The sequence below is a fragment of the Cellulomonas biazotea genome (assembly GCF_004306155.1).
Lineage (GTDB): Bacteria > Actinomycetota > Actinomycetes > Actinomycetales > Cellulomonadaceae > Cellulomonas > Cellulomonas biazotea.
Genome location: NZ_BIMR01000012.1, coordinates 21,978 through 45,834, shown reverse-complemented (window position 1 = coordinate 45,834; position 23,857 = coordinate 21,978). Strand labels below are relative to the sequence as shown.

The 23,857-nt window shown below is 70.8% G+C and carries 23 protein-coding genes, 2 pseudogenes and 1 riboswitch; of the genes and pseudogenes, 12 read left to right on the top strand and 13 right to left on the bottom strand.

From position 1 onward, the window contains the following. Window positions 1-119: 119 nt before the first annotated feature. Window positions 120-344: a heavy-metal-associated domain-containing protein gene (locus CBZ_RS01085; RefSeq protein WP_130779772.1), complete on the bottom strand. Its 225-nt coding sequence runs from the start codon at window positions 342-344 to the stop codon at window positions 120-122. Window positions 345-468: 124 nt separating this feature from the next. Continuing rightward, complete coding sequence (locus CBZ_RS01080) at window positions 469-2,931, bottom strand: heavy metal translocating P-type ATPase (RefSeq protein ID WP_130779771.1); 2,463 nt, start codon at window positions 2,929-2,931, stop codon at window positions 469-471. 226 nt (window positions 2,932-3,157) lie between these two features. On the opposite strand from CBZ_RS01080, the gene CBZ_RS01075 reads away from it, so the two are divergent. Beyond that, the gene (locus CBZ_RS01075) at window positions 3,158-3,736 is read left to right on the top strand and encodes a M15 family metallopeptidase (protein WP_130779770.1); all 579 of its coding nucleotides are present in this window, start codon (window positions 3,158-3,160) and stop codon (window positions 3,734-3,736) included. A gap of 113 nt (window positions 3,737-3,849) precedes the next feature. Then, entirely contained in the window at window positions 3,850-3,999 is a 150-nt protein-coding gene (locus CBZ_RS20660; protein ID WP_165446598.1) for a hypothetical protein, read from the top strand. A gap of 6 nt (window positions 4,000-4,005) precedes the next feature. Here the strand turns inward: CBZ_RS20660 and CBZ_RS01070 are convergent, their stop codons facing one another. Together CBZ_RS01070 and CBZ_RS01065 are read right to left on the bottom strand one after the other, a co-directional pair. Next, a complete protein-coding gene (locus CBZ_RS01070) occupies window positions 4,006-5,112 on the bottom strand; it encodes a HAMP domain-containing sensor histidine kinase (RefSeq protein ID WP_130779769.1) in 1,107 nt (368 codons plus the stop codon). Next, window positions 5,109-5,837, bottom strand: a complete 729-nt coding sequence (locus CBZ_RS01065; RefSeq protein ID WP_130779768.1) for a response regulator — start codon at window positions 5,835-5,837, stop codon at window positions 5,109-5,111. The genes CBZ_RS01070 and CBZ_RS01065 overlap by 4 nt, the downstream gene beginning before the upstream one ends. Window positions 5,838-5,961: 124 nt before the next feature. On the opposite strand from CBZ_RS01065, the gene CBZ_RS01060 reads away from it, so the two are divergent. The 4 genes from CBZ_RS01060 (at window position 5,962) to CBZ_RS01045 (ending at window position 8,692) form a co-directional block, all read left to right on the top strand. After that, on the top strand, window positions 5,962-6,258 hold the full coding sequence (locus CBZ_RS01060; RefSeq protein WP_130779767.1) for a thioredoxin domain-containing protein: 297 nt from the start codon (window positions 5,962-5,964) through the stop codon (window positions 6,256-6,258). Next, window positions 6,258-7,247 carry a cytochrome c biogenesis CcdA family protein gene (locus tag CBZ_RS01055; RefSeq protein ID WP_130779766.1) on the top strand — a complete coding sequence of 330 codons (990 nt, stop codon included), beginning with the start codon at window positions 6,258-6,260 and terminating at the stop codon, window positions 7,245-7,247. The genes CBZ_RS01060 and CBZ_RS01055 overlap by 1 nt, the downstream gene beginning before the upstream one ends. Continuing rightward, a complete protein-coding gene (locus tag CBZ_RS01050) occupies window positions 7,244-7,870 on the top strand; it encodes a peroxiredoxin family protein (RefSeq protein ID WP_130779765.1) in 627 nt (208 codons plus the stop codon). Before CBZ_RS01055 ends, CBZ_RS01050 begins: the two co-directional genes overlap by 4 nt. 201 nt (window positions 7,871-8,071) lie before the next feature. Then, the gene (locus CBZ_RS01045) at window positions 8,072-8,692 is read left to right on the top strand and encodes a DUF305 domain-containing protein (protein WP_130779764.1); all 621 of its coding nucleotides are present in this window, start codon (window positions 8,072-8,074) and stop codon (window positions 8,690-8,692) included. Between the two features lie 116 nt (window positions 8,693-8,808). Here the strand turns inward: CBZ_RS01045 and CBZ_RS01040 are convergent, their stop codons facing one another. After that, entirely contained in the window at window positions 8,809-9,594 is a 786-nt protein-coding gene (locus CBZ_RS01040; protein WP_130779763.1) for a C40 family peptidase, read from the bottom strand. A gap of 1 nt (window position 9,595) precedes the next feature. Continuing rightward, window positions 9,596-9,760, bottom strand: a riboswitch (cyclic di-AMP (ydaO/yuaA leader). 455 nt (window positions 9,761-10,215) lie between these two features. Here CBZ_RS01040 and CBZ_RS01035 point away from each other — a divergent pair. Together CBZ_RS01035 and CBZ_RS01030 are read left to right on the top strand one after the other, a co-directional pair. Continuing rightward, window positions 10,216-10,944 carry a F510_1955 family glycosylhydrolase gene (locus tag CBZ_RS01035; RefSeq protein ID WP_246012943.1) on the top strand — a complete coding sequence of 243 codons (729 nt, stop codon included), beginning with the start codon at window positions 10,216-10,218 and terminating at the stop codon, window positions 10,942-10,944. Between the two features lie 247 nt (window positions 10,945-11,191). Then, window positions 11,192-12,211, top strand: a complete 1,020-nt coding sequence (locus CBZ_RS01030) for a YVTN family beta-propeller repeat protein (protein ID WP_246012941.1) — start codon at window positions 11,192-11,194, stop codon at window positions 12,209-12,211. A 19-nt stretch (window positions 12,212-12,230) separates the two neighbouring features. Here CBZ_RS01030 and CBZ_RS01025 read toward each other — a convergent pair whose 3' ends face one another. The 3 genes from CBZ_RS01025 to CBZ_RS01015 all read right to left on the bottom strand — a co-directional run bounded on the left by CBZ_RS01025 (window position 12,231) and on the right by CBZ_RS01015 (window position 15,452). Beyond that, complete coding sequence (locus CBZ_RS01025; protein WP_130779760.1) at window positions 12,231-13,580, bottom strand: phenylacetate--CoA ligase family protein; 1,350 nt, start codon at window positions 13,578-13,580, stop codon at window positions 12,231-12,233. A 98-nt stretch (window positions 13,581-13,678) separates the two neighbouring features. Then, complete coding sequence (locus tag CBZ_RS01020; protein WP_130779759.1) at window positions 13,679-14,656, bottom strand: electron transfer flavoprotein subunit alpha/FixB family protein; 978 nt, start codon at window positions 14,654-14,656, stop codon at window positions 13,679-13,681. A 73-nt stretch (window positions 14,657-14,729) separates the two neighbouring features. Then, window positions 14,730-15,452: an electron transfer flavoprotein subunit beta/FixA family protein gene (locus tag CBZ_RS01015; RefSeq protein WP_307720737.1), complete on the bottom strand. Its 723-nt coding sequence runs from the start codon at window positions 15,450-15,452 to the stop codon at window positions 14,730-14,732. Between the two features lie 238 nt (window positions 15,453-15,690). Between CBZ_RS01015 and CBZ_RS01010 the strand changes: the two genes are divergently transcribed. The 3 genes from CBZ_RS01010 (at window position 15,691) to CBZ_RS01000 (ending at window position 20,202) form a co-directional block, all read left to right on the top strand. Continuing rightward, the gene (locus tag CBZ_RS01010) at window positions 15,691-16,089 is read left to right on the top strand and encodes a hypothetical protein (RefSeq protein ID WP_130779758.1); all 399 of its coding nucleotides are present in this window, start codon (window positions 15,691-15,693) and stop codon (window positions 16,087-16,089) included. Between the two features lie 184 nt (window positions 16,090-16,273). After that, complete coding sequence (mobF, locus tag CBZ_RS01005) at window positions 16,274-19,810, top strand: MobF family relaxase (protein ID WP_165446597.1); 3,537 nt, start codon at window positions 16,274-16,276, stop codon at window positions 19,808-19,810. A 5-nt stretch (window positions 19,811-19,815) separates the two neighbouring features. After that, complete coding sequence (locus CBZ_RS01000; protein ID WP_130779756.1) at window positions 19,816-20,202, top strand: hypothetical protein; 387 nt, start codon at window positions 19,816-19,818, stop codon at window positions 20,200-20,202. Window positions 20,203-20,403: 201 nt separating this feature from the next. Here CBZ_RS01000 and CBZ_RS00995 read toward each other — a convergent pair whose 3' ends face one another. The 5 genes and pseudogenes from CBZ_RS00995 to merA form a co-directional block, all read right to left on the bottom strand. Beyond that, window positions 20,404-20,628, bottom strand: a complete 225-nt coding sequence (locus CBZ_RS00995) for an integrase core domain-containing protein (RefSeq protein ID WP_130779755.1) — start codon at window positions 20,626-20,628, stop codon at window positions 20,404-20,406. A 64-nt stretch (window positions 20,629-20,692) separates the two neighbouring features. Then, window positions 20,693-20,938 (bottom strand): annotated as a pseudogene (locus CBZ_RS21625) (IS30 family transposase); the annotation flags it as partial. 144 nt (window positions 20,939-21,082) lie between these two features. Then, window positions 21,083-21,337: pseudogene (locus tag CBZ_RS21940) on the bottom strand (IS3 family transposase); the annotation flags it as partial. Further along, a complete protein-coding gene (locus tag CBZ_RS00985; RefSeq protein ID WP_130779753.1) occupies window positions 21,337-21,642 on the bottom strand; it encodes a transposase in 306 nt (101 codons plus the stop codon). The pseudogene CBZ_RS21940 and the gene CBZ_RS00985, both read right to left, overlap by 1 nt. Window positions 21,643-21,999: 357 nt before the next feature. Beyond that, the gene (gene merA, locus CBZ_RS00980; protein WP_034228832.1) at window positions 22,000-23,370 is read right to left on the bottom strand and encodes a mercury(II) reductase; all 1,371 of its coding nucleotides are present in this window, start codon (window positions 23,368-23,370) and stop codon (window positions 22,000-22,002) included. Window positions 23,371-23,451: 81 nt separating this feature from the next. Here merA and CBZ_RS00975 point away from each other — a divergent pair, with 81 nt between their 5' ends. Then, window positions 23,452-23,850, top strand: coding sequence for a heavy metal-responsive transcriptional regulator (locus tag CBZ_RS00975; protein ID WP_013884816.1), 399 nt, complete (start codon window positions 23,452-23,454; stop codon window positions 23,848-23,850). The last annotated feature ends 7 nt before the right edge of the window (window positions 23,851-23,857 follow it).

Below are 23,857 nucleotides of genomic sequence, written 5' to 3'. Positions count from 1 at the left end.
CTCGACGGTGGGCGCCGAGGCGCCGGGCTCGAGCGGTCCGAGGACCGCGCCGAGCCCGAGGCCGAGGCCGAGTGACGCGGCCAGCAGGGCGCCGAACCCAGCGAGCCGACCGGCGGTACTCACGCCGTCGCGCCGGTCAGGGCGTAGCCGGCCTCGTCGACGGCCGCGCGGACGGCGTCGACATCGAGCGGCTCGTCGCTGGCGACCGTCAGCTTGGACTCGCCACCGGTGACGAGCTCGATCGTCACGTCCTTGACTCCGGCGAGCTTGCTCACCTCGTCGGTGACCGAGGACACGCAGTGCCCGCACGTCATCCCGGTGACCCCGTAGGTGGTGGTGCTCATCTCGACTCCTTGTGGTGGAACGGTGCGTCGACCGGTCGGACGACGCGGGGCGGCGGGGTGCGCCGCACGATGGGGGAGCCCGTGGAGGACCGTCGACCGGCCTCCGTCAAGAGGGCTGGAGCGTTCACGTCTCTGCCCGCCCCGCGGATGCCGGCTCCACCGATACCCGGGCGTCGGGCTTCGAGGCCTTCGGCTCGGCGGTCGCGCCCGGAAGGCGCAGCCGCCGCAGGAGCAAGGCGTTCACCGCGACGATGACGGATGAGCCGGACATGGAGAGAGCGGCGATCTCCGGGCTCAGAGACAGGCCGAGCGAGGGGTAGAACACCCCTGCCGCGATCGGCAGCGCGACGGCGTTGTAGCCGATCGCCCAACCGAGGTTCTGCCGCATCTTGCGCACCGTGCCCCGGCCGAGGCGCAACGCCACCGGGACGTCCAACGGGTCGGACCGCATGAGGACGACGTCGGCCGTCTCGATGGCCACGTCGGTCCCCGCACCGATCGCGATGCCGAGGTCGGCGGTCGCGAGGGCAGGCGCGTCGTTGACCCCGTCGCCCACCATGGCCACACGGCGGCCGGCGTGCTGGAGCTCGGCGACCTTCGCCGCCTTGTCGCCGGGGAGGACCTCCGCGATGACCGTGTCGATCCCGAGCTCGTCTGCGATACGCCGTGCGGTCGACTCGTTGTCGCCCGTGAGCATCACGACGCGCGTCCCCGCGTCGTGCAGCGCGGCGACGGCTGCGGGAGCGGTGGGCCGCGGTGCGTCGGCGAGGGCGAAGACGGCGACGGCCCGGCCATCGACAGCCACGACGATCGCCGTGCGACCGGCCGCCGCGAGGCGGTCCCGCTCCGTGTCGAGTGACCCGAGCGTGACGCTCTCGGCGACCATGAGGCGGTAGTTCCCGACGGCGACGCGCCGGCCGCCGACCTGCGCGGTCGCACCGTGGCCGGGCACGTTGACGAATCCTGTCGCGGCCACCTCGGGCGCACCCTCGGCCTCCGCGTAGCGGACGACGGCCCGGGCGAGGGGGTGCTCCGACTCCCGCTCGACCGAGCGCACGAGCGCGAGCAGCTCCTCTGTGTCGATGCCGTCGATGACGACGTCGGTGACCTCGGGCTGGCCGACGGTGAGAGTCCCCGTCTTGTCGAGCACCACCGTGTCGATGCTCGCGGCGGCCTCCAGCGCGGACGCGTTCTTGAACAGGATGCCGCGCTTGGCGCCCAGCCCGGTGCCGACCATGATCGCGGTCGGTGTCGCGAGGCCGAGCGCGTCGGGGCAGGTGATGACGACGACCGTGATGGCGAAGAGCATCGCCGTGGGCGCGCTCGCCCCCGCCAGGATCCACACGAGGAACGTCGCCGCTCCGCCGGCGAGCGCTACGAGCACGAGCCAGGACGCGGCCCGGTCGGCCAGCCGCTGCCCGGGCGCCCTAGAGTTCTGCGCCTGCTGCACGAGGGCCACGACCTGAGCCAGCGCGGTGTCTGCCCCGACCTTCGTCGCACGGGCGCGCATGACGCCGGTCGTGTTGATCGAGGCACCGATCAGCTCTTCGCCGACTTCCTTCGCCACCGGCAGGCTCTCCCCGGTCACCATCGACTCGTCCACCTCGGACTCGCCGGACTCGACCACGCCGTCGACCGGGATCTTGGACCCCGGCCGGATCAGCAGCAGGTCCCCGACCTGGACGTCGCTCGTCGGCACGTCGACCTCGACGCCGTCCCGGACGACGACGGCGGTAGCAGGCGCCAGCTCGAGCAGCGTGCGGACCGCGTCGTTCGCCCCGCCTCGCGCACGCATCTCCACCCAGTGACCCAGCAGGACGAAGGTGGCCAGCACGCTCGCAGCCTCGTAGAAGACCTCCCCGCCACCGGTCAGCGTCACGCCGAGGCTGTAGAGCCAGCCGGTCCCGACGCCGACGGCAACCAGCACCATCATGTCCAGCGCGCGTGCACGCAGGGCCCGGTAGGCGCCGTCGAAGAAGATCCACGCGGAGTAGAAGATGACCGGCAGGGACAGGAGCAGCGCGAAGACGTCGTCGCGAAGCCCGAACGGGGCGGGTGCCGTGAACCCGATCAGCTCCCGGCCGATCGGTGACCACAGCGTGATCGGGACCGACAGCACGAGTGCGACGAGAAAACGGTTGCGCATGTCCCGCGCCATGTCGGCGATGGAGCCGCCCCCGTGGTGACCGCCGTGCCCCATGGCGTCATGCGGCGACGGCATCACCTGCGCACCGTGGCCGTGCCCGTGGCCGAGCTCCGTCACAGTCGATCCGTGCTCCGCAGGGTGCTGCTGGTCGGACGTCGTTCCGGTCACGCCCTCGAGGGGCGCCCTGGCGCTCGACATCGGCTCGCACACGTGCTCCGGCACGGACTCACCTCGGCAGTGGTAGCCGCACTCGCGCACCCAGTCGGTGAGCTGCGGCACGGAGGTACGCCTCGGGTCGAAGGTCACGCTGGCGGTCTGTGCCGCAGCGTTAGCGTCGACCGCGATCACGCCGGGCCGGCGCGACAGCGCCCGCTCGACCGATCCTGCCGACGTCGCCCAGTGGAGCCCTCCGACCTCGAGGACGGCCGTCTGGTGATCCATCGCCGTGTCCCTTCAGTCGTCGTCCAGTCATTGCTGCGACCGCGCCATGCCCGACGCCGCCGAATACCCCCAGGGGGTATGTCACGGTAACGCGAGGCTCCGCTCTTCTACTCCCGCGCTTCCATGAAGATTCGATTGAGAGCGGCGTCCGGCGGTCCGCTGCGCCCTTGACGTTCCTCAAGTCTCGGCGTTCTCGGTCGATCGACGAGACGAGGAGAGGTGCTTCGTGGACGCAATCGTGGGTATCGCTCACCGCATGGCGGAGATCCGCAGCAGCCTGCAGGCCGTCGCTCCGACGACCATGGTGGCGAGTCGGGCGGCACGGAGCGGCTCCAGCAGCGCGACGGCCTTCGTGGCGGCGCTGGAGTCCGCTGTGACGGCGTCGTCGGCCACGTCGACCGCGCGCAACGCCGACGGAGTCCCCCCCGACCTGGCGCGCTACGGCAACGGCCGGATCCCCGCCGACGCGCTCGCCACCGTCGGCGGTACGTCGCACCGCCTGTGGGCACCGGCCGCGCAGGCCTTCGACACAATGCTGGCTGCGGCAGCCCGTGACGGTGTGCGGCTCGACATCACCGACTCCTACCGCTCCTACGACGGTCAGGTCGACGTTGCCGCGCGCAAGGGTCTGTACTCGCAGGGCGGCCTCGCTGCAGAGCCCGGGACGAGCCCGCACGGCTGGGGGCTGGCCCTCGACCTCGCTCCTACCGACCGTGCGGTGGGATGGCTGCGCGCAAACGCAGGCGCGTACGGCTTCGTCGAAGACACACCCCGAGAGCCGTGGCACTGGGTGTACGCCCGCTGAGGCGATCCGCCGGGCTTGAGCGAGTCTTCATGTGCCATCACCCCTGACTTGATCCCAGCCCGGCAGCATCGAGGACGTGCGGCCGTCCGGTCGCGGCTCTGGGGGTGCCCACCATGCTCGACGTCGCCTCGTCACCCGGCGTGTGGGTGGTCGTGCCTGTCGTCTTCGTCGCGGTCACCGTCGCCGTCTGGGCGATCGCCCGCCTCTTCCCGACGCGGCCACGCAGGGTCGCCGAGCGCCCCTGGTCATACCACCGGCGCTGACGTCTGTCAGGCCGCCGGCAGGGTCACGGTGAACGTGGCACCGCGATCGGTTCCCGCGCTCGCCGCGCGGATGGAGCCGCCATGGGCCTCGACGAGCGCCTTGCTGATGGCCAGGCCGATGCCTGAACCACCACTCGCACGGTCTCGTGCGGTCCCGACGCGGTAGAAGCGGTCGAAGACGTGCGCGAGATGCTCAGGTGGGATACCCGCGCCTGTGTCGGTCACGACGAGGCGGATGCCGTCACCCTCGCGTTCGGCTCGGACGACGATCTCGCCACCGCTCGGCGTGTGGCGCAGCGCATTGGTGACGAGGTTGTCCATCACCTGCGACATGCGGTGACGGTCAGCGAGTACGGCTGCGAGGCCGGGCTCGGCGATTCCTCTGAGGGCGACGCCCCGGGCGAGCGCGCGTTCCTGCGCAGCGTTCACGGCGGCGTCGACGAGCTCACCGGGCTGTGTCGGCGTGGCGTCGAGGATGACGTCGCCCGCCTCGGCGTGTGTGACCGCGGCGAGGTCGGCGGCCAGCCGGGTCAGGCGGTCGGCCTGTTCCTGCAGGACGGCAATGGTGGTCTGGTCGAGCGGCTGGACGCCATCCTCGACCGCTTCGAGGTAGCCCTTGATGGTGGCGACCGGCGTCCGGACTTCGTGCGCGAGGTCCGCGAGAAGCCGTCCTCGGAGCCGCTGCGCCTCCTCGAGCCGGTCGGCGAGCCGGTTGAAGGACTCGGAGAGGTCGTCGAACTCGGCGCCGAGGCCGGGCGACGGGACGCGCACGTCGTAGTGCCCGGCACCGAGTGAGGTAGCGGCGGTCGACACCGCTGACAGGGACCCGCCGATCCGTCGGGTCAGGACCAGGCTCACCGCCGCCGCCGCCACGCCCGCGGCGACGAGGGCGATGGCGGAGGCCACCGTGGTGGCCGACCTGAAAGCCTCCTCGACGTGCATGTCCGCCATCGCGTGGTCGGAGATACCTGCCCGCGTGAGGTGCTCGTGGAACACCGCTGGTCCTACCGCCGCGACGACGACCCATGCCGTGGCGGCCGCGGTCGCCAGCACGATCGCGATCGCGACCAGGAGCCGTGACGCCAGGCCGAACCGGCGCGTGGATGACGTCACTCGCCGGTGCCTATCCGGTACCCGACGCCGCGGACCGTGCGGACGAAGCGCTGCTCCTTGGCGGTGTCGCCAAGCTTCTGCCGCACGTGGAGGACGTGCACGTCGACGAGGTGGTCGTCGCCGACCCACCCCGGACCCCACACGGCGTCGATCAGCGCTCGTCGCGACAACACGATGCTTGGACGCGACGCGAGCGCGGTCAGGATGTCGAACTCGGTCCGTGTCAGGTCGATCCGGCGACCGTCCAGGTGCGTCTCGCGGGCGTCGACGTCGACCCTGAGGGGACCGACCTGCAGCGCAGGCGGTGCAGGCGGAGGGGGGGCGCTGGACTGCCGCGGACGACGCAGCAGCACGTTCACGCGCGCCATGAGCTCGCGCGGGCTGAAAGGCTTCGTGACGTAGTCGTCGGCACCGACGGACAACCCGATGAGCGTGTCCACCTCCTCAGCTCGCGCGGTGAGCATGAGCACGTAGCAGTCGGAGAAGGTACGCATCTTCCGGCACACCTCGACGCCGTCGACGCCAGGAAGACCGAGGTCGAGGATCACGATGTCGGGGTCGACCTCGCGGGCGACCTCCACAGCCTGGGCGCCGTCGTGGCAGAGCGTCACCTCGAACCCCTCGCGCTCGAGGTACCCACCGACGAGCCTAGCCAGCGCAACCTCGTCGTCGACGACGACGGCTCGTCGCGCGGCGACCGGTGCGGGTGCGGGTGCGGGTGTCATGGCTCCATCTTCCGGGACTGACGCGCGGTGTCCCGGGACTTCACGAAACCTTGATCGAACGGCGAGCGGCCCTTCGAGGCGGCGGGGTGACGCTGGACCCTCCAGAACGAGCCGAGGAGCCCCCGTGCCGGTCCACGTCCGTCCACCCGTACGGATCACCGTCGTCCAGGCGCAGGCGTGCCACCTGTGCGACGACGCGAAGGCTGTGCTCGCCGAGCTGGCGAAGGACCATCCGATCGTCGTCGACACTGTCCAGGCCGAGTCCGACGCGGGCCGCGAGCTCGTGGCACGGCACCGGCCGCCGCTCGCGCCTCTCGTCCTGGTCGACGGCGTGTACTTCTCCGCCGGGCGGCTGCCCCGCCGAAAGCTGGAGCGCACGCTCACCGCACGCCCCCACGCGCTGAAAAGGGCACAGGCCTGATGGGTACGGAGCTCCTCGCGACCGGCAGCATCCTGGCCGCGTTCTTCGCCGGCGGCGTCGCGCTCTTCGCGCCGTGCTGCATCGTTTTCCTCGCACCGTCCTACCTCGCGGGGGCGGTCAAGAACGCTCGCTGGCGCCTGCTGCCGCTGACGTTCGTCTTCGCCGCCGGGCTCGCTGCGGTGCTCGTGCCGATCACGCTGGGCGTGAGCGCGCTCGCCGGAGCGATCGCGCGCTACCACGCGCCGTTGTACTGGGCCGGGGGAGTGCTCATGCTGGCGCTGGCGGCGCTCGCCTTGTCCGGGCGCATGTGGTCGTTGCCGTCGTTCGTCCGGGCACCCGACACCGCACGGGGGGACACGGCCAGCTTCTTCGCCCTGGGCGTCTTCTCGGGCATCGCCTCCTCGTGCTGCGCGCCGGTCCTCGCGGGCGTCATGACGCTGTCCGCCCTCTCCGGGTCGTTGGCCGGTGGGTTCGCTCTCGGCCTCGCGTACGTCTTCGGGATGGTGTTCCCGCTCTTCGTCATGGCGCTCCTGTGGGACCGCGCGCGGCTGGGGGAGCGGCGGCTGCTGCGTGCGCGGGTCGTCCGGCTGCACGCTGGCCGGTTCACGCTCGTGACGAACACGATCAACGTCGCCGTGGCGATCGCCTTCGCGATCATGGGGCTGCTCGTCATCGCGCTCGCCGCGAGCGAGGACATGACCGGTGGGACGTCGGCACAGGACGCCGCCAGCCGTGTCCTGACGCGGACGTTCGGCGCCGTGCAGAGCTGGCTGGCTCCCGTCCCCGAGGTCGTGCTGGGCATCGGGCTCCTCGCGCTCGCCGGGGCGTTCGTCTGGGGCGCGTTGGTGGGCCGCCGTGCCCGGACCTCGAGCGCGGGTGGCGCGACCCTCGAGGCGGAGCGGTTCACGGCTCACGACGCGGACACCGTCCCGCACGAGCCGACCTGCCATGAGTCGGCGGCACCTACGACGGAAGGGACCACACGATGACGTCCGGAACCGCCGCACGACGGCGTGAGGAGCGCGAGCTCGCAGCTGCGCGAGCCCGTGCGGCAGAGCAGCGGGCCGAACGACGCGCGAGGCTGCGGACCTGGGTGCTGTGGGGCGTGGGTGCCGTCGTGGTCGGTGTCCTGGTCACCGCCGGGCTGCTGTCATCCCGACCGACGGCCTCGAGCGAGGTCCGTGCGGCACCGCCCTTCACGCTGCCCACGTCCGACGGCTCCGAGGTGTCGCTGGCCGACTACCGTGGCGAGCCCGTGGTCCTCTACTTCAACGAAGGGGCCGGCTGCGACTCGTGCCTGCAGCAGATGGCCGAGATCGAGAAGGACGCCGACTTCGCCGAGGCCGGGATCACCGTCCTGCCGATCGTCATGAACACGGCCGACCAGATCAACGCCGACCGCGAGCGTCTAGGAGTGGAGTCACCGTTCCTCCTCGACGACGGCACCGTCTCCGAGGCGTACGGCACGCTCGGCACCGGCATGCACGAGGGCCTTCCGGGGCACGGCTTCGTCCTCGTCGACGCCGAGGGCCAGCAGGTGTGGCAGGGCGACTACCCGTCGATGTGGCTCGCGCCCGACGACCTGCTCACCGAGGTCCGACGCCACCTCTGACCCGTTCCGATCCACCACCACCATAAAGGAGAAGCGCATGTCCTGCTGCCAGCAGAACGACGTCACCGAACCGGAGAGCACCACCACCGAGCCTCAGCAGTGCTGCAGCTCGACCGAACCCGCCGCGAGCGGATGCTGTTCGCAGACGCCTGCCGCCTAGGTCCGCACCGACCGCACCGTCCCGAGGTTCAGGAGATCCCCATGACCACGACCGCACGCCGCCGCCTGGTAGCCGCAGCGGCCGCCACGACCCTTGCCCTCACGCTCGCCGCATGCTCCGGCGGCGACGCCTCCGAAGGCACCGGCGCCGGCGAGTCGCCGACCACCGCCGAGACCTCCCAGACCGAGGGGCACAACGACGCCGACGCCCAGTTCGCGCAGATGATGATCGTCCACCACGAGGGCGCGATCGAGATGGCGGAGCTCGCCGTCGAACGCGGCGAACGACCTGAGGTCGTCGCCCTCGGGGAGCGGATCTCTGCCGCCCAGGGACCCGAGATCGAGCAGATGACCGGGTGGCTCGAGACGTGGGGCGAGCCGGGTCCGGACGAGATGGGGCACGGCGGCATGGACCATGGCGGCATGGACATGGACGGCATGGACCAGGAGGGCGCGATGGCGGACCTCGAAGCCCTGTCCGGAGCGGACTTCGACCGGCGCTTCCTCGAGCTCATGATCGAGCACCACAAGGGCGCCATCGAGATGTCCGAGCAGCAGCTCGAGGACGGCGAGAACGCCGACGCGCTCGCGCTCGCCCGCACGATCATCGACGCGCAGACGGCCGAGATCACGGAGATGACGAACCTGCTGAGCGACATCTAGTCAGCGCACGACGAGGGCCGGCCACCGCGGGTGCGATGGCCGGCCCTCTCGTCGTCTCAGCCGTCCTGGCAGACGGTCGCGCCGGTCGGTGCCGCTGGTCGCCCGCCGGGCGGCCGTCAGCCCAGGCGGATGAAGGTGGGGCTGGACTGCCAGATCTCGCGCAGCTGGATTGTCTTGCCAGGACGCGGGGAGTCCACCTGCATGTCGCCGCCCGCGTAGATCGCGACGTGCCCCGGGGACCAGATCAGGTCGCCCGGCTGCGCGTCGGCACGGGACACGACCGTCCCTGCGTAGCGCTGCTGGCTCGACGTCCGCGGGAGGTTGATGCCGACCTGCGCGTAGACGTACGACGTGAAACCCGAGCAGTCGAAGCCAGCGGGAGTCGTGCCGCCCGACACGTACGGCACGCCGATGTACCGCATCGCGATCTCGACCACCGCACTCCCGGACGCGCTCGCCGGCACCTCCACGGCAGGGGCCACGGCCGCCGGTGCAGCGGCGGGGGTGGTGGCGCGGCGCTCCTGGGAACGGCTGGACGCCGTCGCCCGGGTCTCGGCCGGAGCCGGGGCCGGAGGTGGGGCGACCGCGGTGACGACGGGAGCGTCGAACGTCCACGTCGCCTCAGCCGGCGCCGTGACGACCCGCGCACCGATGAGGGCGCGGGCGGCCGCCGTGGCGGCGTCCGTGTCAACTCCGCCGATCGACTGGGCAGACTCGCGCGGGTGGTTGGCGTACGTCGGTGCGGCAGCGAGCCCGAGGGCGAGGCCGGAGGCGGCAGCGACGGCGACGGAGCGTCGACCGGCTTCGTTCATGCTGTCGGTGGAACGGATCACCAGGTCGTCGAGGGCCGTGCGTGGACGACGGGCCGCGCGGTGGCGGGAACTCGCGGAGCGAGCGGGCATAGAAGAACCTCCCGAACGCCTGCGAGGTTAGCTGTCGGGTTCGGGCGGAAGTCTCCCGGCCACATCGTGGCTTCACCCCGAGGGCACCGTGGTGCCCGCACTCCTGGGTCCCCCGTCCCTGCCTCTCGTGCTCGATGTGCGGCCTCGGGGTCGGCAGGGTTCGGCGCCCACCGAGGACGTGCCGGCGGTGCACCGGCAAGTCGAGGCTAGACGAGCGTCCGTCTTCGCCGACCCCGCCGACCCGAAACTCAACCGGATCTTCATAGAACGAGACCAAGGGCCTAGACGGCGTTCACTGCGCACGCTGGGGGAGGCGACTTCATCAAACCTTGAGCAAATCGCGGCGCCGCTCGCCAGCGGCTCGGGTGAGGCTGGTCATGCGCGGGCCGCGACGTGACCTGCGCATCTCGTTCCGCCATCGATCAGGACGACCCCATGAACCGCATGCCCCGCCGCGCCGTGGCGGCTCTGACCGCGCTCGTCGCTGCGACCCTCCTGACCGCCTGCTCCGACGCCGACGGTCAACCGACATCGGCGGCGCCGGTGGCCACTGCGAGCGACGGGCACGCCCACTCACACGACGACGACGGAAGCTCGGGCTCGGCACTGCCCGGTGAGCATGTGCACGGTGTCGCGATCGACGCGGCCGACGGTCGCGTCTACCTCGCGACACACGAAGGACTGTTCCTGCGCGACGGCTCGACGTGGACGCGCGTCGGCCCGGTCATCGACCTCATGGGCTTCACCGCGGCCGGCCCTGGGCACTTCTACGCCTCCGGCCACCCGGGCGCGGGAGTTGACCTCCCGAACCCGGTGGGGCTCATCGAGTCGACCGACGCCGGGGAGACGTGGCAGCCGCTCTCCCGACAGGGGGTGTCCGACTTCCACGCGATGACCGCATCGCAAGAGGGCGTCGTCGCGTTCGACGGCTCACGCCTGGAGAGCACGAGCGACGGCACGACGTGGCGTCCGCTCTCCGTTCCGGTCCCGCCCTTCGCGATGGACGTCTCGCCCGACGGCGCAACTCTCGTGGTCACCAGCGAGTCCGGCCCAGTGCGGTCCACGGACGGCGGGGCGCAGTGGGAGAAGCTCGCCGACGCGCCGCTACTGCAGGTGGTCGCGTGGGCCGATGACGACACGGTGGTCGGGGTGACCCCGGACGGGGTCGTCGCGGTGAGCGAGGACCGCGGGGCCAGGTGGGAGCAGAAGGCGGAGCTCGAAGCTCCGCCTTCTGCTCTCGCTGCGGTGCGAGAGTCGGACGGCTCGCTCCGCGTCGTCGCCATCACCCAGGGTGGCGCCCTCGAGTCGCGCGACCTCGCCGCGGGGTTCGCGCCGCTCGGCGACGGATGAGCCGTCGAGCGGATATCCACGGATTCTTCATGGGATAACCGGGGTGCGTGCGGGGTCGGTCGCCAACAGTGGTGCGGAACCCGACACCCGACCGTGGAGAGCACTCATGTGGACCTGGACCCGTCGACGCAAGACCGCGCTGCTCGCCGTGAGCCCTCTCCTCCTAGCGGCGTGCGGCGCGGCGACCGCGATCCCTGCCGGCCTGGACTCACCCGTGCCTACCCTCTCGCGGACAGCGGATCCCGGGGTGTCGGGCACGGTCTGGGTTGCGAACGAGGGTGCCGGCAGCCTCTCGGCGATCGACGCTGCGACCGGGGAGGTCCTGACCACGGTCACCGGAATCCCGAGCCCGCACAACGTCCAGGCCAGCCCCGACGGGGCGACCGTGTGGGCGGTCAGCGGTCACAACAACGCGCTCGTCGCACTTGACGGCGTGACCTCGCGGCTCCTCATGACCGCCGCTACAGGCGCGAGCCCTGCTCACGTGGTCGTAGGTCCGGACGGATCGTCGGTCTACGTGACCAACTCGGGCGAAGACACTCTCGCTCGGTACGACGCCACCACCGCGAGCTCGACCGGCACGGTCGCCCTCAGCGCGGGCCCACACGGTCTGCGGCCGAGCCGTGACGGGGCAGCGCTCGTCGTCGCCGGAACGACGGCGGGCACGATCGACGTCGTCGACCCGCGGAACCTGACACGCACGACGACCATCGCGGTGGGCAGCTCGCCCGTGCAGGTCGCCGTCTCCGACGACGGCGCGTTCGCGTACGTCAGCCTCGCCGGGGAGAGCGCCGTGGCGAAGGTCGACCTCGTCCGCCACGAGGTCGTCCAGAAGGTCACCGTCCCCACGCCCCCCGTGCAGCTCTACCTCACGCCGGACGGTGCCCGGCTGCTCTCCGCCGACCAGGGCACCGCCGACGCACCCGGCGACACGGTGTCGATCATCGACGTGGCGACCATGACCGTGAGCGGGACGGTGACAACGGGAGCGGGGCCGCACGGTGTCGTCGTCGACCCGAGCGGGAGTCGGGCCTGGGTGACCAATCTCTACGCCGACACGGTCTCGGTGCTAGACCTCACGAACCTCGCGGTGACGGCGACGATCACGGTCGGGGACATGCCGAACGGGATCTCGTTCTCCCCGGTGACGGTCACGGGGGCCTCTGCCGAGACCGCGGTAGACGTGCCGGACTACTCGGCCGACGCGGCGGGCGACGAGGGTGACGACGCCGGGCACGGACACGGCGAAGGCGATCACCACGGCTGAGCGGCCGCGTGCCAGGCGATCACCGCCCGGGAGGTGAGCGGCGCAGCGGCGCCTTCCCGAGCGGTGTTCGCGGCAGTGTCGCCACCTCGTCGACCCGAACCCGATGGCCGTGCAGCTCCGGGCGTGCCTCGAGGCGTCGTCGTATCTCGTCCACGACGAGCGCGTCGCCGCCGTGGGGCACGACGAGGACTCGGATCTCGTCCGGTGCCGTCTCAGCGAGCTGCCACATGTCGACGGGGAACTGCTCCACCACGTTCCTCAGCAGCCCCGTGAGGTCGCCGGCGTGAGTCCGTCCGGCCGCGCTCAATGCGTCCTCGGCGCGGCCTTCGAGGGTCTCGAGCAGCCGGTACGGCCGCCCGCACGGGCAGTCACCGGAGCCGATCGCCACACGGTCGGACAGCTCGTACCTGATCAGCGGCACGGTGCGTGAGAAGAGCACCGTCACCAGAAGTCGCGCTCCGGTAGTTCCCATGGGAACCGGCGCCCCTGCGGCATCGACCGGCTCGACGATGACGAGGTCGTCGTACAGGTGGCGCCGGCCGTGCTCGCACGTCGAGGCGATGCCAGCCGTCTCCGTGGCGGCGTAGACATCGAACGGCGCCCTGGTCCACGCGGTCGTCATGACCCGTGCCGCGCTCTCGCTCAAGACCTCGGAGGCAGACATGACCGCCCGAGGCCGGATGTGCAAGGACCCTTCGATCTGCGCGAGTGCGAGCGGCCGCAGCGCTGAGGAATAGCCGACCAGCACCTCGGGGGCGAAGGCGTTGAGAGCGCTGACGGTCTCGCTCAACGGTGCCGTCGCGTCCAGCCGCAGCGAGCGGATCAAAGGCGAATGGGCCGACGCTGCGACCACCGCGCTCTGGTGGGTGGGGTTGCGCGAGCTCACCACCGCCATTCGAACCGGGCGCAGGCCCGTGGGGGTACCCGCCCAGACGGTCGCCCGTGCGTAGGACGCCAGCACGGTCGCCCACTCCCGCTCGTTCCAGACCAAGACGGCGCGCACACCTGTCGTCCCCGCGGTAGCGGCTGTGCGCCAGCGGCGGCGCCAGCGCGCGCCGGGGTCGCCGCTCGAGTCGCTCAGGCGCCGGAGACGTTCCTCGATGGCTGCGAGCGTCATGTCTCGCGTGGTGAGGACGTCATCGAACGCGTCCATCAGCATGGGCTTCGTGACGGGAGGCAACTCCGACAGCGGTGCGTCGACGAGCCCTGCATGGTGGCGCTCGTAGAACGTCGACCGGGTCACTGCCCACCGGCGCAGCTCCGCCAACCGCGCTTGGCGGTAGACGCGGACCTGTTCACGCGACCACCGATCCCGGTGCGCGAGCCGGCGTCGTTCGGCGAGCGCGCGCACGAGGACTTCGACGTCCATGTGGCCTCCTCCGTCGATCCGTCCCGGCTCGATCCTGCTCTTGTCGGGTTGAGGAGGGATCACGGTGCTCCTGAGGTCGGGTCAAGGCTGCCTGCCTCTCACGATCGACGGCGCAGCACCTCCGCCGTCAGCTGCGGGACGACCTCGAACAGGTCGCCCACGACCCCGAAGTCGGCGATCTCGAAGATCGGTGCGTCGGGATCGTTGTTGATGGCGACCACGACGCCCGCCGACTGCATGCCACCGCGGTGGTGGACGGCTCCCGAGACGCCAGCTCCGACGTAGAGCGCCGGGCTCACGGTTGCACCGGTCTGCCCGATCTGGGTGTCGGCGGCTATCCACCCTTCATCCGTGGCGACACGCGTCGAGCCCACCGCGCCTCCGAGTGCGGCGGCGAGCTCCCGCAGCGGCCCGAAGTCGCCGCCGGTACCACGGCCGCCCGCGACGACGACCCGGGCGCTGGAGAGCTTCGGACCCTCCGCCGCTATGCTCGAGGTCCGAGAGCTCAGGCGCAGCCCACGCAGTTCATCGCCCTCGGGCAACCGATGCCGACGAATCGAGGGCTCTGTACGAGCGTCGTGCGCAAGCACATGTGACGGCTCCGGGCGCAGCGTGACGACACAGCGCTCAGCGAGCGACTCCGCGACGACGGACCACATGGACGCGAACGCGAGCTGTTCGGTCACCAGGCGACCGTCGGCGCCACGGCCAAGGGACCGCGCGTCGAGGAGGAGTCCGGCACCGAGCTCGCGGGCGGCGAGCGCGGCGATCTCGGCGTTCCGCGGACTCGCCGCCAGTACGACGGTCGTCGCGTCCGCGGACGCGGCAACCCTGGTCAGCGAGCGCGCGACGGTCGGTGCGAGAAGCGCCACGTCAGCTGGCGCCTCGACGAGGTGCGCGGCCGCGACGCCGTAGGCGGCGAGCTCCTCGAGCGCCCCTTCAGGGCCGGCACCGACAAGAACAGCGTGGACCGGCCCGAGGTGACGAGCCACGGCCAGGATCTCCCAGGCCGACGGCGCGACCCCTCCGTGGTCGTGGTCGACGAGAACGAGCACCGGGTCAGGCTGCGTGGTCATGGTTGTCCCCATCAGATGAGTTGGTGGGCGGCGAGGAAGTCGGCAATGCGCACCCCGGCATCGCCCGTGTCGGTCAGCAGCACGCGGCCGTCCCGCGGCGGAGCGTGCTGGTCGCAACGCGCGTCCGGGCGCCGGACCGCCCGACCTCGTTCGGAGCGATCGCGAGGTCGGCGAGCGTCCAGAGCTCGACGGACTTCTTCCGCGCGGCCTGGATTCCCTTGAAGTTCGGGTACCTCGGCTCGTTCGCCCGGTCCGTGATGCTGACGACGGCGGGAAGCGGTGCCACCAGCGTCTCCTCGGCGTCCTCGAGGTGACGATGAACCTCGAGGCTCGCGCCTGCGACGTCGATCCGCGCCGCGAGGGGCGCCGTCGGCCAGCCGAGCTCGGCGCCGAGCAGCGCCGGCAGCACGGCCATCTGACCGTCCAACGACGACGTTCCCGTGAGTACGAGGTCGACAGGCGCTCGTTCACCGACGCGGCGGACAGCCGACGCGAGCACGCGTGCGGTCGCGAAGACGTCGGATCCCTCGAGTGTCTCGTCGCGAACATGGACGCCGTGGTCGGCACCGACCTGCAGCCCCCGACGAACCGCGTCCTCGGCCCGAGCTGGTCCCATCGTCAGGACGGTGACCTCTCCGCCGTGCGCCTCGACGAGGACGAGCGCTGCCTCGAGCGCGTACTCGTCCAACTCGTTCAGCGTGCCGGCGTCCTGGTCCCGGTCGACGCGGCCGTCCTCCGTGAACCTCCTGTCCGACTGGACGTCGGGGACGTGCTTGACGCACACCACGATCTGCACCTGCTGCTCCTCTCGGTCACCACTCGCGCGGTCGCGACCTGCTCGACCCGCCTGCCCTCCGGATCGAGGTCGGTCCAGGGCGCGACGACCGTACGAGGACCGGTCCTGCCACGAACCGCACCGAAGGTCCCGGATCGGCCCGGCTCAAGGGGATCGCCCGTGGACCTTGATCGAACCTTCATGCGGATCGGACCGCTCATCGATCGAGGCCCTGCAGAACGTCGGTACCGTTGATCAAGTGCCCGATCGCTCGACCACCCCTCCGCGCCCTGCATCGCGTCCAGGGCTGACCGCCTGCAGCCTGTGCGCCGGCGAGACCCTGGGTGTCCACGACCCGCTGGAAGGCGGGCAGCTCGCGCGGCTCGAGGCGCTGCGCAGTCGCGGGCTTGCCGACCTCACGTTGTCGGAGTGCCTCGACGAGTGTGAGCGCGGCGACGTCGTCGTCGCGCGACCGAGCGCCGTGGGCCGACGCGCTTCGGGCCGACCGGTGTGGTTCGAACGTCTCGCAGGAGACGAACTCACCCATGAGCTCGAGCGGTGGCTCGAGAAGGGTGGCCCGGGCGTCGCCGAGCAGCCTGCGGCGCTGCGGCCGCTTCAGATCGACCGATCGCAGCCGGAGATTCCGCCGGCCGAGTGATCCGCCCGCCCGCGGCGTCGCCGGATGCCAGCCCGCCAGCCGGCCAACGGGTCTACTAGGCCCTGACTCGTCTGGCACTAGGGCTGGCCGCGTGAGTCACGTCGGGTGTTTGGCCGCCAACCCGCACTCCCGGAAGTGTGGGCGATCGGAACCGGACCGTGAGCACGGCGGCGCTGTCGTGGTCATGACGCTGCACCGGCTCACCGCAGGCGCGGGCTACCGCTACCTGCTCCGGCACATCGCCACCGGGGACTGCGAGCGGCACGGACCGTCGCCGATGGCTGCCTACTACGCCGCCTCCGGAAACCCACCCGGCCGCTGGCTGGGGCGTGGGCTCGCCGCGCTGGGTGGCGGCCCCGCACCCAGCACCCCGCAGGATGCCGCAGTACGACCTGGGACAGTGGTGACAGAGGTGGCCATGGCGCGGCTCTACAGCCGTGGTCTTGACCCGTCGACGGGCGCACCGCTCGGCCGCCGCTACACCCCAGCGACCTCGCCGGCCGACCGCGTCGCCGCCCAGGTGCGCGCGCTTCCCGGCGATCTCACCGCGGAGGCGAGGCAGCGGGCGGTGGACGCGATCACGAAGGTGGAGCTCGCGAAGGAGACGTCGCCCTGCATCGCCGGCTTCGACCTCACGTTCACGGTCATGAAGTCGGTCTCCACCCTCTGGGCAGTCGCCGACGGGACGACTCAGGCCGCGGTCTACGCGGCCCACCGGCGAGCCGTGGGCGTGTCGCTGCAATTCCTCGAGGACCGTGCGCTCTTCACGAGGACCGGTGCCGCAGGATGCCGGCAGGAGCCGATCGGAGGTGCCGTCGCCGCGGCGTTCGACCACTGGGACTCACGGGCCGGCGACCCGAACCTCCACACCCACCTGGTGGTGGCCAACAAAGTCCAAGGGCTCGACGGTGCGTGGCGCTCGCTCGACTCGCGGGCACTGCACCACGCGGTCGTCACGATCAGCGAGCTGTACGAGGCCCTTCTGGTCGACGAGCTGGCGAGAAGCCTGCCCGTGCGGTGGAACTGGCGCTCCCGCGGGCCGAGGCGGACGCCCGCGTTCGAGCTCGACGGCGTCACAGACGAGCTCATGGCGGCGTTCTCGCAGCGGTCGACTCAGATCGACGCGGCGATGACGACCGAGGTCGCGGACTTCGCGGCGACGCACGGACGCGCGCCGAACCGGATCGAGATCCTCCGGCTGCGTCAGCAGGTCGCTCGGGCGACCCGGCCAGCGAAAAAGGTGCGCGCGCTGGGACGGCTCGTCGAGCGATGGAGGCGCCGGGCGAGCGAGGTGACGGGGGAGACGCCTGAGCAGCTGACCTCCCGCGTCATCGGCGCGTCATCGGCGCGACCCGTCCGCCGGTCCGACCTCGCTCCGCCTGTGGTGGACGTCCTTGCGACGCACGTGCTGAACGGCGTGCGCGAGCGGCGCGCGACGTGGACCCGGTGGAACGTGATGGCCGAGGCGCTCCGCGTCACCAAGCCGCTCATCTCCGCGAGTGTGGAAGACCGGTTGCGGATCGTCGACGACGTGTGCGACGCCGCCCTGCGGCGGTGCGTCAGCCTCGAGGCCGCGCCAGCGTTCCCGTCATCCGGACGCTACGCGCGCCAGGACGGCTCGAGCGTGTTCGAGCGCCCTGGTGAGCACACCTACACCGACATGGTCATCCTCGATGCTGAGCACGCGCTCCTCGCCGCAGCCGCCGACACGTCGGCGCCGACGTCACGCATGATGCGCGTTGACGACGCGCTCGAGCTGGCGTCAGACCAGCTCGCCGCAGTCGCCTCGATCTCCTCCTCGGGGAGGTTGGTGGACGTCCTGGTGGGACCGGCGGGGTCGGGCAAGACGACCGCCCTCGCCGCCCTTCGCCACGTGTGGGAACGGCAGCACGGGCACGGATCGGTGATCGGCCTGGCGCCCTCCGCCTCTGCGGCAGCAAACCTCGCGGGAGCGCTGGGCATCGCGTGCGAGAACACCGCCAAATGGCGTCATGAGACGACGGGTTTGGGCGGCGAGCAGCGCCGCGCCGTCATCCAGCGACTGATCGACGGGAGGTCGGCGATTGGCGGCGACATACGACGGCTGCGGCTGGTCGACACAGCGCTGATGAGCCTGACTCGCGAGGCGCGACGGTGGCAGATCAGCGATGGTCAGCTGGTCATCGTCGACGAGGCGTCGCTCGCCGGGACGCTCATGCTGCGGGAGCTCGTCGACCAGGTCGCCCGGGCCCGCGGCAAGGTGCTGCTTGTCGGCGATCACCAGCAGCTCTCCGCTGTCGACGCCGGTGGTGCCTTCGGACTGATCGTCGACACGACCGGGGGAGCGCAGCTGCGCACGCTGTGGCGGTTCGCGGAGGAGTGGGAGGCGCGGGCGACCATCCGGCTGCGAGCCGGCGACGCGCGCGTGCTGGACGAGTACGAGGACGCAGGGCGGCTGCGCGCCGGACCGGCCGAGTCGATGCTCGAAGAGGCGTATGCCGCGTGGTCGGCGGACGTGGCGTCGGGTGCGACGACGATCCTGCTGGCGCCCGACGCGGCGACGGTCGCGGCGCTGAACACACGCGCCCACAACGACCGGGTGCAGGAGGGCCTCGTCGCGCGGGACGGTGTGACCACCAAGAGCGGCACGATGATCTGCGTCGGAGACCGCGTGGTGACCCGCCTCAACGACCGCGGGTTGCGCGCCGCGCACGGCCACGTCAGGAACGGCGACCTGTGGGACGTGAAGGCCGTGGGGGCCGACGGCCACCTCGTCGTCGTGGCGGCGAGGACTGCGCTGGCGAGGCGAGGCGTCGTCGGGACTGCGGGCTCTGACGAGGCACGGTCAGTGACGCTGCCGGCCGAATACGCGACGGACAACGTCGACCTCGCCTACGCGACGACGACACATCGCGCGCAGGGGATCACCGTCGACCTCGCCCACGTCCTGGTCCACCCCGGCATGACGCGAGAGAACCTGTACGTCGCAATGACGCGGGGAAGGCGCAGCAATCGCCTCTACATCTCGGTCGATCCCGTGAACCCCGAGTGCGACGAGCTGCCGGATCCCCATGCCGCTGGCGACGCGCACGAGATTCTCGAGTGCATCCTCGCGACCAGTGGCGCGGAACGGTCGGCGACGGCCACGATCGCCCTTCGCGAGGCAGAGTCGACGTCGGTGCGACGACTCGAACCGATCATCCGCACCATCTACGCCGACGCCGCGCGCGCCAGGTGGACGGAACGGCTGCACGCCTGCGGCCTCAATGCGACATCCGTTCGGGACATCGCGGCGTCGCCCGAGAGCGGCGGGATCTTCATCGCTCTCGACCGCATCACGGCTCTGACATCGCGCCCGACGGGCGTCGTCCGAGGACTGGTGAACGGGATCCACGGACCTGACGCGTCCATGCGCCTGCTTGCAAGAGCCCGGGCATGGATCGAGCGAGTCGTTGAAGAGCAGGACGCGACGCCGGCTCCCCGTTTCCGCGTCGGTCTCGATGCAGACGGCATCGAGATTCTCGAACGGGTCGAGGGCCTCATGGCGGAGCACGACGCGACCCGGAGAACCGCAGACGGGGTGAACGACGAGTCTTGGCGAGGCCTGTGCGCCGAAGCAGCCGAATCGGGCACGCCCGACGAAGGTTGGAGTACGACCCTCGAGCTCCACATCAACGCCGCGTCGCCAGCCAAGGCTGTGCGCCGTCCCGCCGTTGCGCGGTCGAACGCCATGGGGAGGTGACTCTCGTGAACCGCGATGACAGCCGAGGCGATCTCTTCTACCCGCCGCGACAGATGACGCAACCGACAGCACTACCCGTGCCGATCGTGTGGTCTGCCCACGCACCGGAGGACCAGGAACTCCTGCTCGAGGAGCTCGATCTCTGGATCGGCTGGCTCGTCGAACGCTTCCAGCTCGACCGCCGCGTCGTCCCGGCATGCTGGCACGACCACACCGAGCTCATCGAAGAGCTGTCAGCACTCCACCTCGCGTGGCAAGGGGCTTACGCCACCACCGCCAACGCCGACGCCCCGCTCAGGTGGCTCGAGCAGTTCGCCGCGGCGCGCACGAGGCTGTCCGACTGCGTGGCACGCAGCGGTTGCCGCCCGGCTGAGCACCGGACTCGGGGCTGATGTTCCGCCGCCGCGGGCGTTCTTTCAGGAGCGCACGGCGTGGGGACGTACTGCGGGGGGTCGAGGACCTGGCTGCCCCGCCCGTCGACGGCGACGATGAGCACTCGAGTGACCTTGGCTGTTCGCGCGCCGGCTGAACCGCCCCGGGTTCCATGGAGGCTCTGGTGTGTCTCGGGTTCCGTGGAGCCGCGTTGCTGGACGCTAGGCCACGGTGATCGGTTGTCTCGTCTCGAACTCTATGGGCGTGAGCCAGCCCAGTGCGGAGTGCCGGCGCTGGCGGTTGTGGAAGATCTCGAGGTATTCGAAGATCGCGTTCGCCAGTTCCAGCCGGGTGCGCCAGCGCTGACGGTCCAGGAGCTCGACCTGCATGCGGGACCAGAACGACTCGATGACGGCGTTGTCGTAGCAGTCTCCGATGGAGCCCATCGACGGGACGAGTCCGGAGTCCTTCGCGCGGCGGGTGAATGCCCATGAACCGAACTGACTGGGTTCAACCGGTCGTTGCAACGCTTGCTTGTTGGAGCGACCGTAGCTGCTCGTCGAGGACTTCGGCTGGTGTTCTCCAGCCGAGGACCTTGCGGGGTCTGCTGTTGATCGCCGCCTGGACGGCGAGGAGGTCTTCGGCGGGCCAGCGAGACAGGTCGGTGCCCTTGGGGAAGTACTGGCGCAGCAGCCCGTTGGTGTTCTCGTTCGTGCCGCGCTGCCAGGGTGAGTGCGGGTCGGCGCAGTAGACCTTGCCCTCGCGGGTGTGGTGTTCGGTGATGTCGGTGACCCACAGCTGGTCCAGGCCCTCGCGACGGAACCGGCGGTCGACCATGTCGGTGGAGATCAGGTCCGGGTGCGGGCGGCGCCACTTGGGCCGCCCGCCGATGCCCTTGAGGCCGGCTCGCTGCATCAGGATTGCCACCGTGCCCTGCGCCACTGAGATCTCTCGACCGAGTCTCAGCTCGGCGTGAACCCGCCGGACACCGTAGACCCCGCGCGAGACGGCGTGGATCTCGCGGATCGCGTCGGTGAGGATGACGTGCCGAATCGCTCGGGCCGACGGTGCGCGGGTGCGCCAGGCGTAGAACCCCGACTCCGAGGTCCCGAGAACGCGGGTGGCGACCTGGACACGTAGTCCTTCTTCGGCCATCACCGCGATGGCCTCGAACCGCCTTTTGGGGGCACCACCTTCCCCAGCAGCTCACTCGCGCGTCGGTGCACCGCGAGCTCGGCCTCCAGCTCGGCGATCCTGCGCTTGGCCGCGGTCAGCTCGGCCTTCTCCGCCGACGTCAGCCCCGGCGCCAGGCCAGCGTCAACGCGGTCCTGGCGGCGCCAGGTGTAGATCGACTCCTCGCTGATTCCGAGGTCGCGAGCGACGTCCGCGACCGAGCGTCCACTGGCGACCAGATCCAGCACCCTGCGCCGTAACTCCGGCGGATACCCACGACGTCCCACGAGGCCCTCCTCCAAGGGTCAAGTGGCACCAGAGTCCAGGAATCCGACTCCACCGAACGCGGGACACACCACCGCTCGTCCCACTTCCAAGGAAGTGGGACAGGCTCAACTCTGTCTGACGCGTTGACCCAGCCTGGCCCTGTGTCTTCTGGTGCGGGAGTGGGAGCATCGCGTGATGAGCCAGGACTCGAGGGAGTGCTCGTGCTGCGGGCGCAGCAAGCCGCGCCGCGCTCTTCATGCGTTGGACGGCGGGGCGTCGTACATCTGTCGGCCTTGCGGCCTATGGGTGGCCCTGAGGCTGAAGGGCGACACTGTCGGCGCGGGCTCGCACGAGCCGTGACGCGCCGGCTCGGGTGCCTATGCGCAGCAGCTCGTGGGCAGCGCTGAGCGGAACAAGCCGGCGGCGATGCGCAGGGCTTCGCTCATCGTTAGGTAGGGGGCCCAAGTGTCGGCGAGGTCGTCCACGGTGAGGCCGAACTTGATCGCGTAGGTCGCTGCGAGCATCAGTTCGCCTGCGCCGTCCAGGGCAGCGTGCACCCCGAGGATCTTGCGGCTCTCGGCGTCGATGACGAGCTTGAGGACACCGCGGGTGTCCTGGTTGACCAGGGCGCGCGGGATGTCTTGCGCTCCTAGGACGCGGCATTCGCAGGCGTGCCCAGCGGCGAGAGCTTGGTCCTCCGTCAGTCCCGCGCTGGCGATCTGGGGCGTGGTGAAGGTGACGCCGGGCAGCCCTCGATAGTCCACTGCTGAGGGCTGGCCGAGCGCGCCGGCTGCGGCGACGTGTCCTGTCTGGGCTGCGACGTAGACGTACTGCGGGACGCCGGACACGTCCCCGGCCGCGAAGACCCGTGGGTTGGTGGTCCGCTGGTTCTCGTCGACGACGACGAAGCCGCGCCTGTCAGTAGCAACACCTGCTGCATTGAGAGCCAGGTCGGACGTGTCGGCGAAGCGCCCGGTCGCCACGAGCAACCGCTGGCCCGTCAGCCGCCTCTCGCTCCCGGTCCGGACCTCAACGCCGTCGTGAGTCGCCCGCACCTCCGTCGCGCGCTCCTGCACCACGGTGATGCCCTCGTCCTGAAACACGCCGAGCAACACGTCTGCAACCTCCGGCTCCGCGTGGGGCGCGAAGCGTCCGACGATGGTGACGGCGACACCGAGGTGCGCCCACAGCTGGGCCTGCTCGAGCCCGACATACCCGGCGCCGAGCACCACCATGGATGCGGGTAGGTCCTGCTGCTCCATCGCGGTGGTGGAGGTCAGGTACGCCACGTCACCCAACCCCGGGAGGTCCGGGATGTGTGGTGCCACGCCGGTGGCCACGACGTACCCGTGCCGTGCTCGCAGGGCCTGGCCGTCGACCTGCAGTGTCTCTTGGTCGATGAAGCGTGCGTGGCCCTGCAGGATCGGGAAGCCGTGGGCGTCGGCGACGTCGGCGTACTTCGCTTGGCGCAGGCGGTCGATCAAGGCCTGCTTCTGCTCCATCAGGGCGCCCAAGGCGACCGGGCCCGCGCTGGTGGAGATGCCTTCAAAGGGGTGCGTGGCCGCACGGTGGCGCTGCCCGGCGGCGGCGAGGAGGTTCTTGCTGGGCACGCAACCGATGTTCAGGCAGGTCCCGCCTAGCGGCCCGTGCTCGACGAGCAAGACGCTGTTGCCGCGGGACCGTGCCTCGATGCCCGCGGCCATCGCAGCGCCGCCGGTCCCGATGACGATCAGGTCGTACTCGTCCATGGCATTCTCCTCGCGCGCGCGGACAGGTCATCGGACGGTAGACGTTCCAGTGCGGGGGAAGGTCAAGGTCTACGGTTGACCATGCGCATCGGAGAGCTGGCCGCCACGGCCGGCGTGACGACCAAGACGATCCGCTACTACGAGAGCGCCGGCGTGCTGCCAGCGCCGGCTCGCCAAGCGTCGGGCTACCGGGAGTACGACCACCGGGCGGTCGACCGGCTGGCGTTCGTGAAGGCCGCGCAGGCGGCCGGGCTGACCCTGGCGGAGATCGTCGACGTCGTCTCTGCCCGCGAAAGCGCCGGCGCACCGTGCGCACACGTCGCGGCAGTGCTCGAACAGCACGCCCACGATCTTGAGCGGCGGATCGCCGAGCTCACGACTCTGTTAACCCAGGTGCGCCAGCTCAGCGCGCGGGCAAAGACTCTGCACCCTGACCAGTGCACCCCCGCCCAGGTCTGTCACCTCATCCCCACCGCCTGAAGCATCC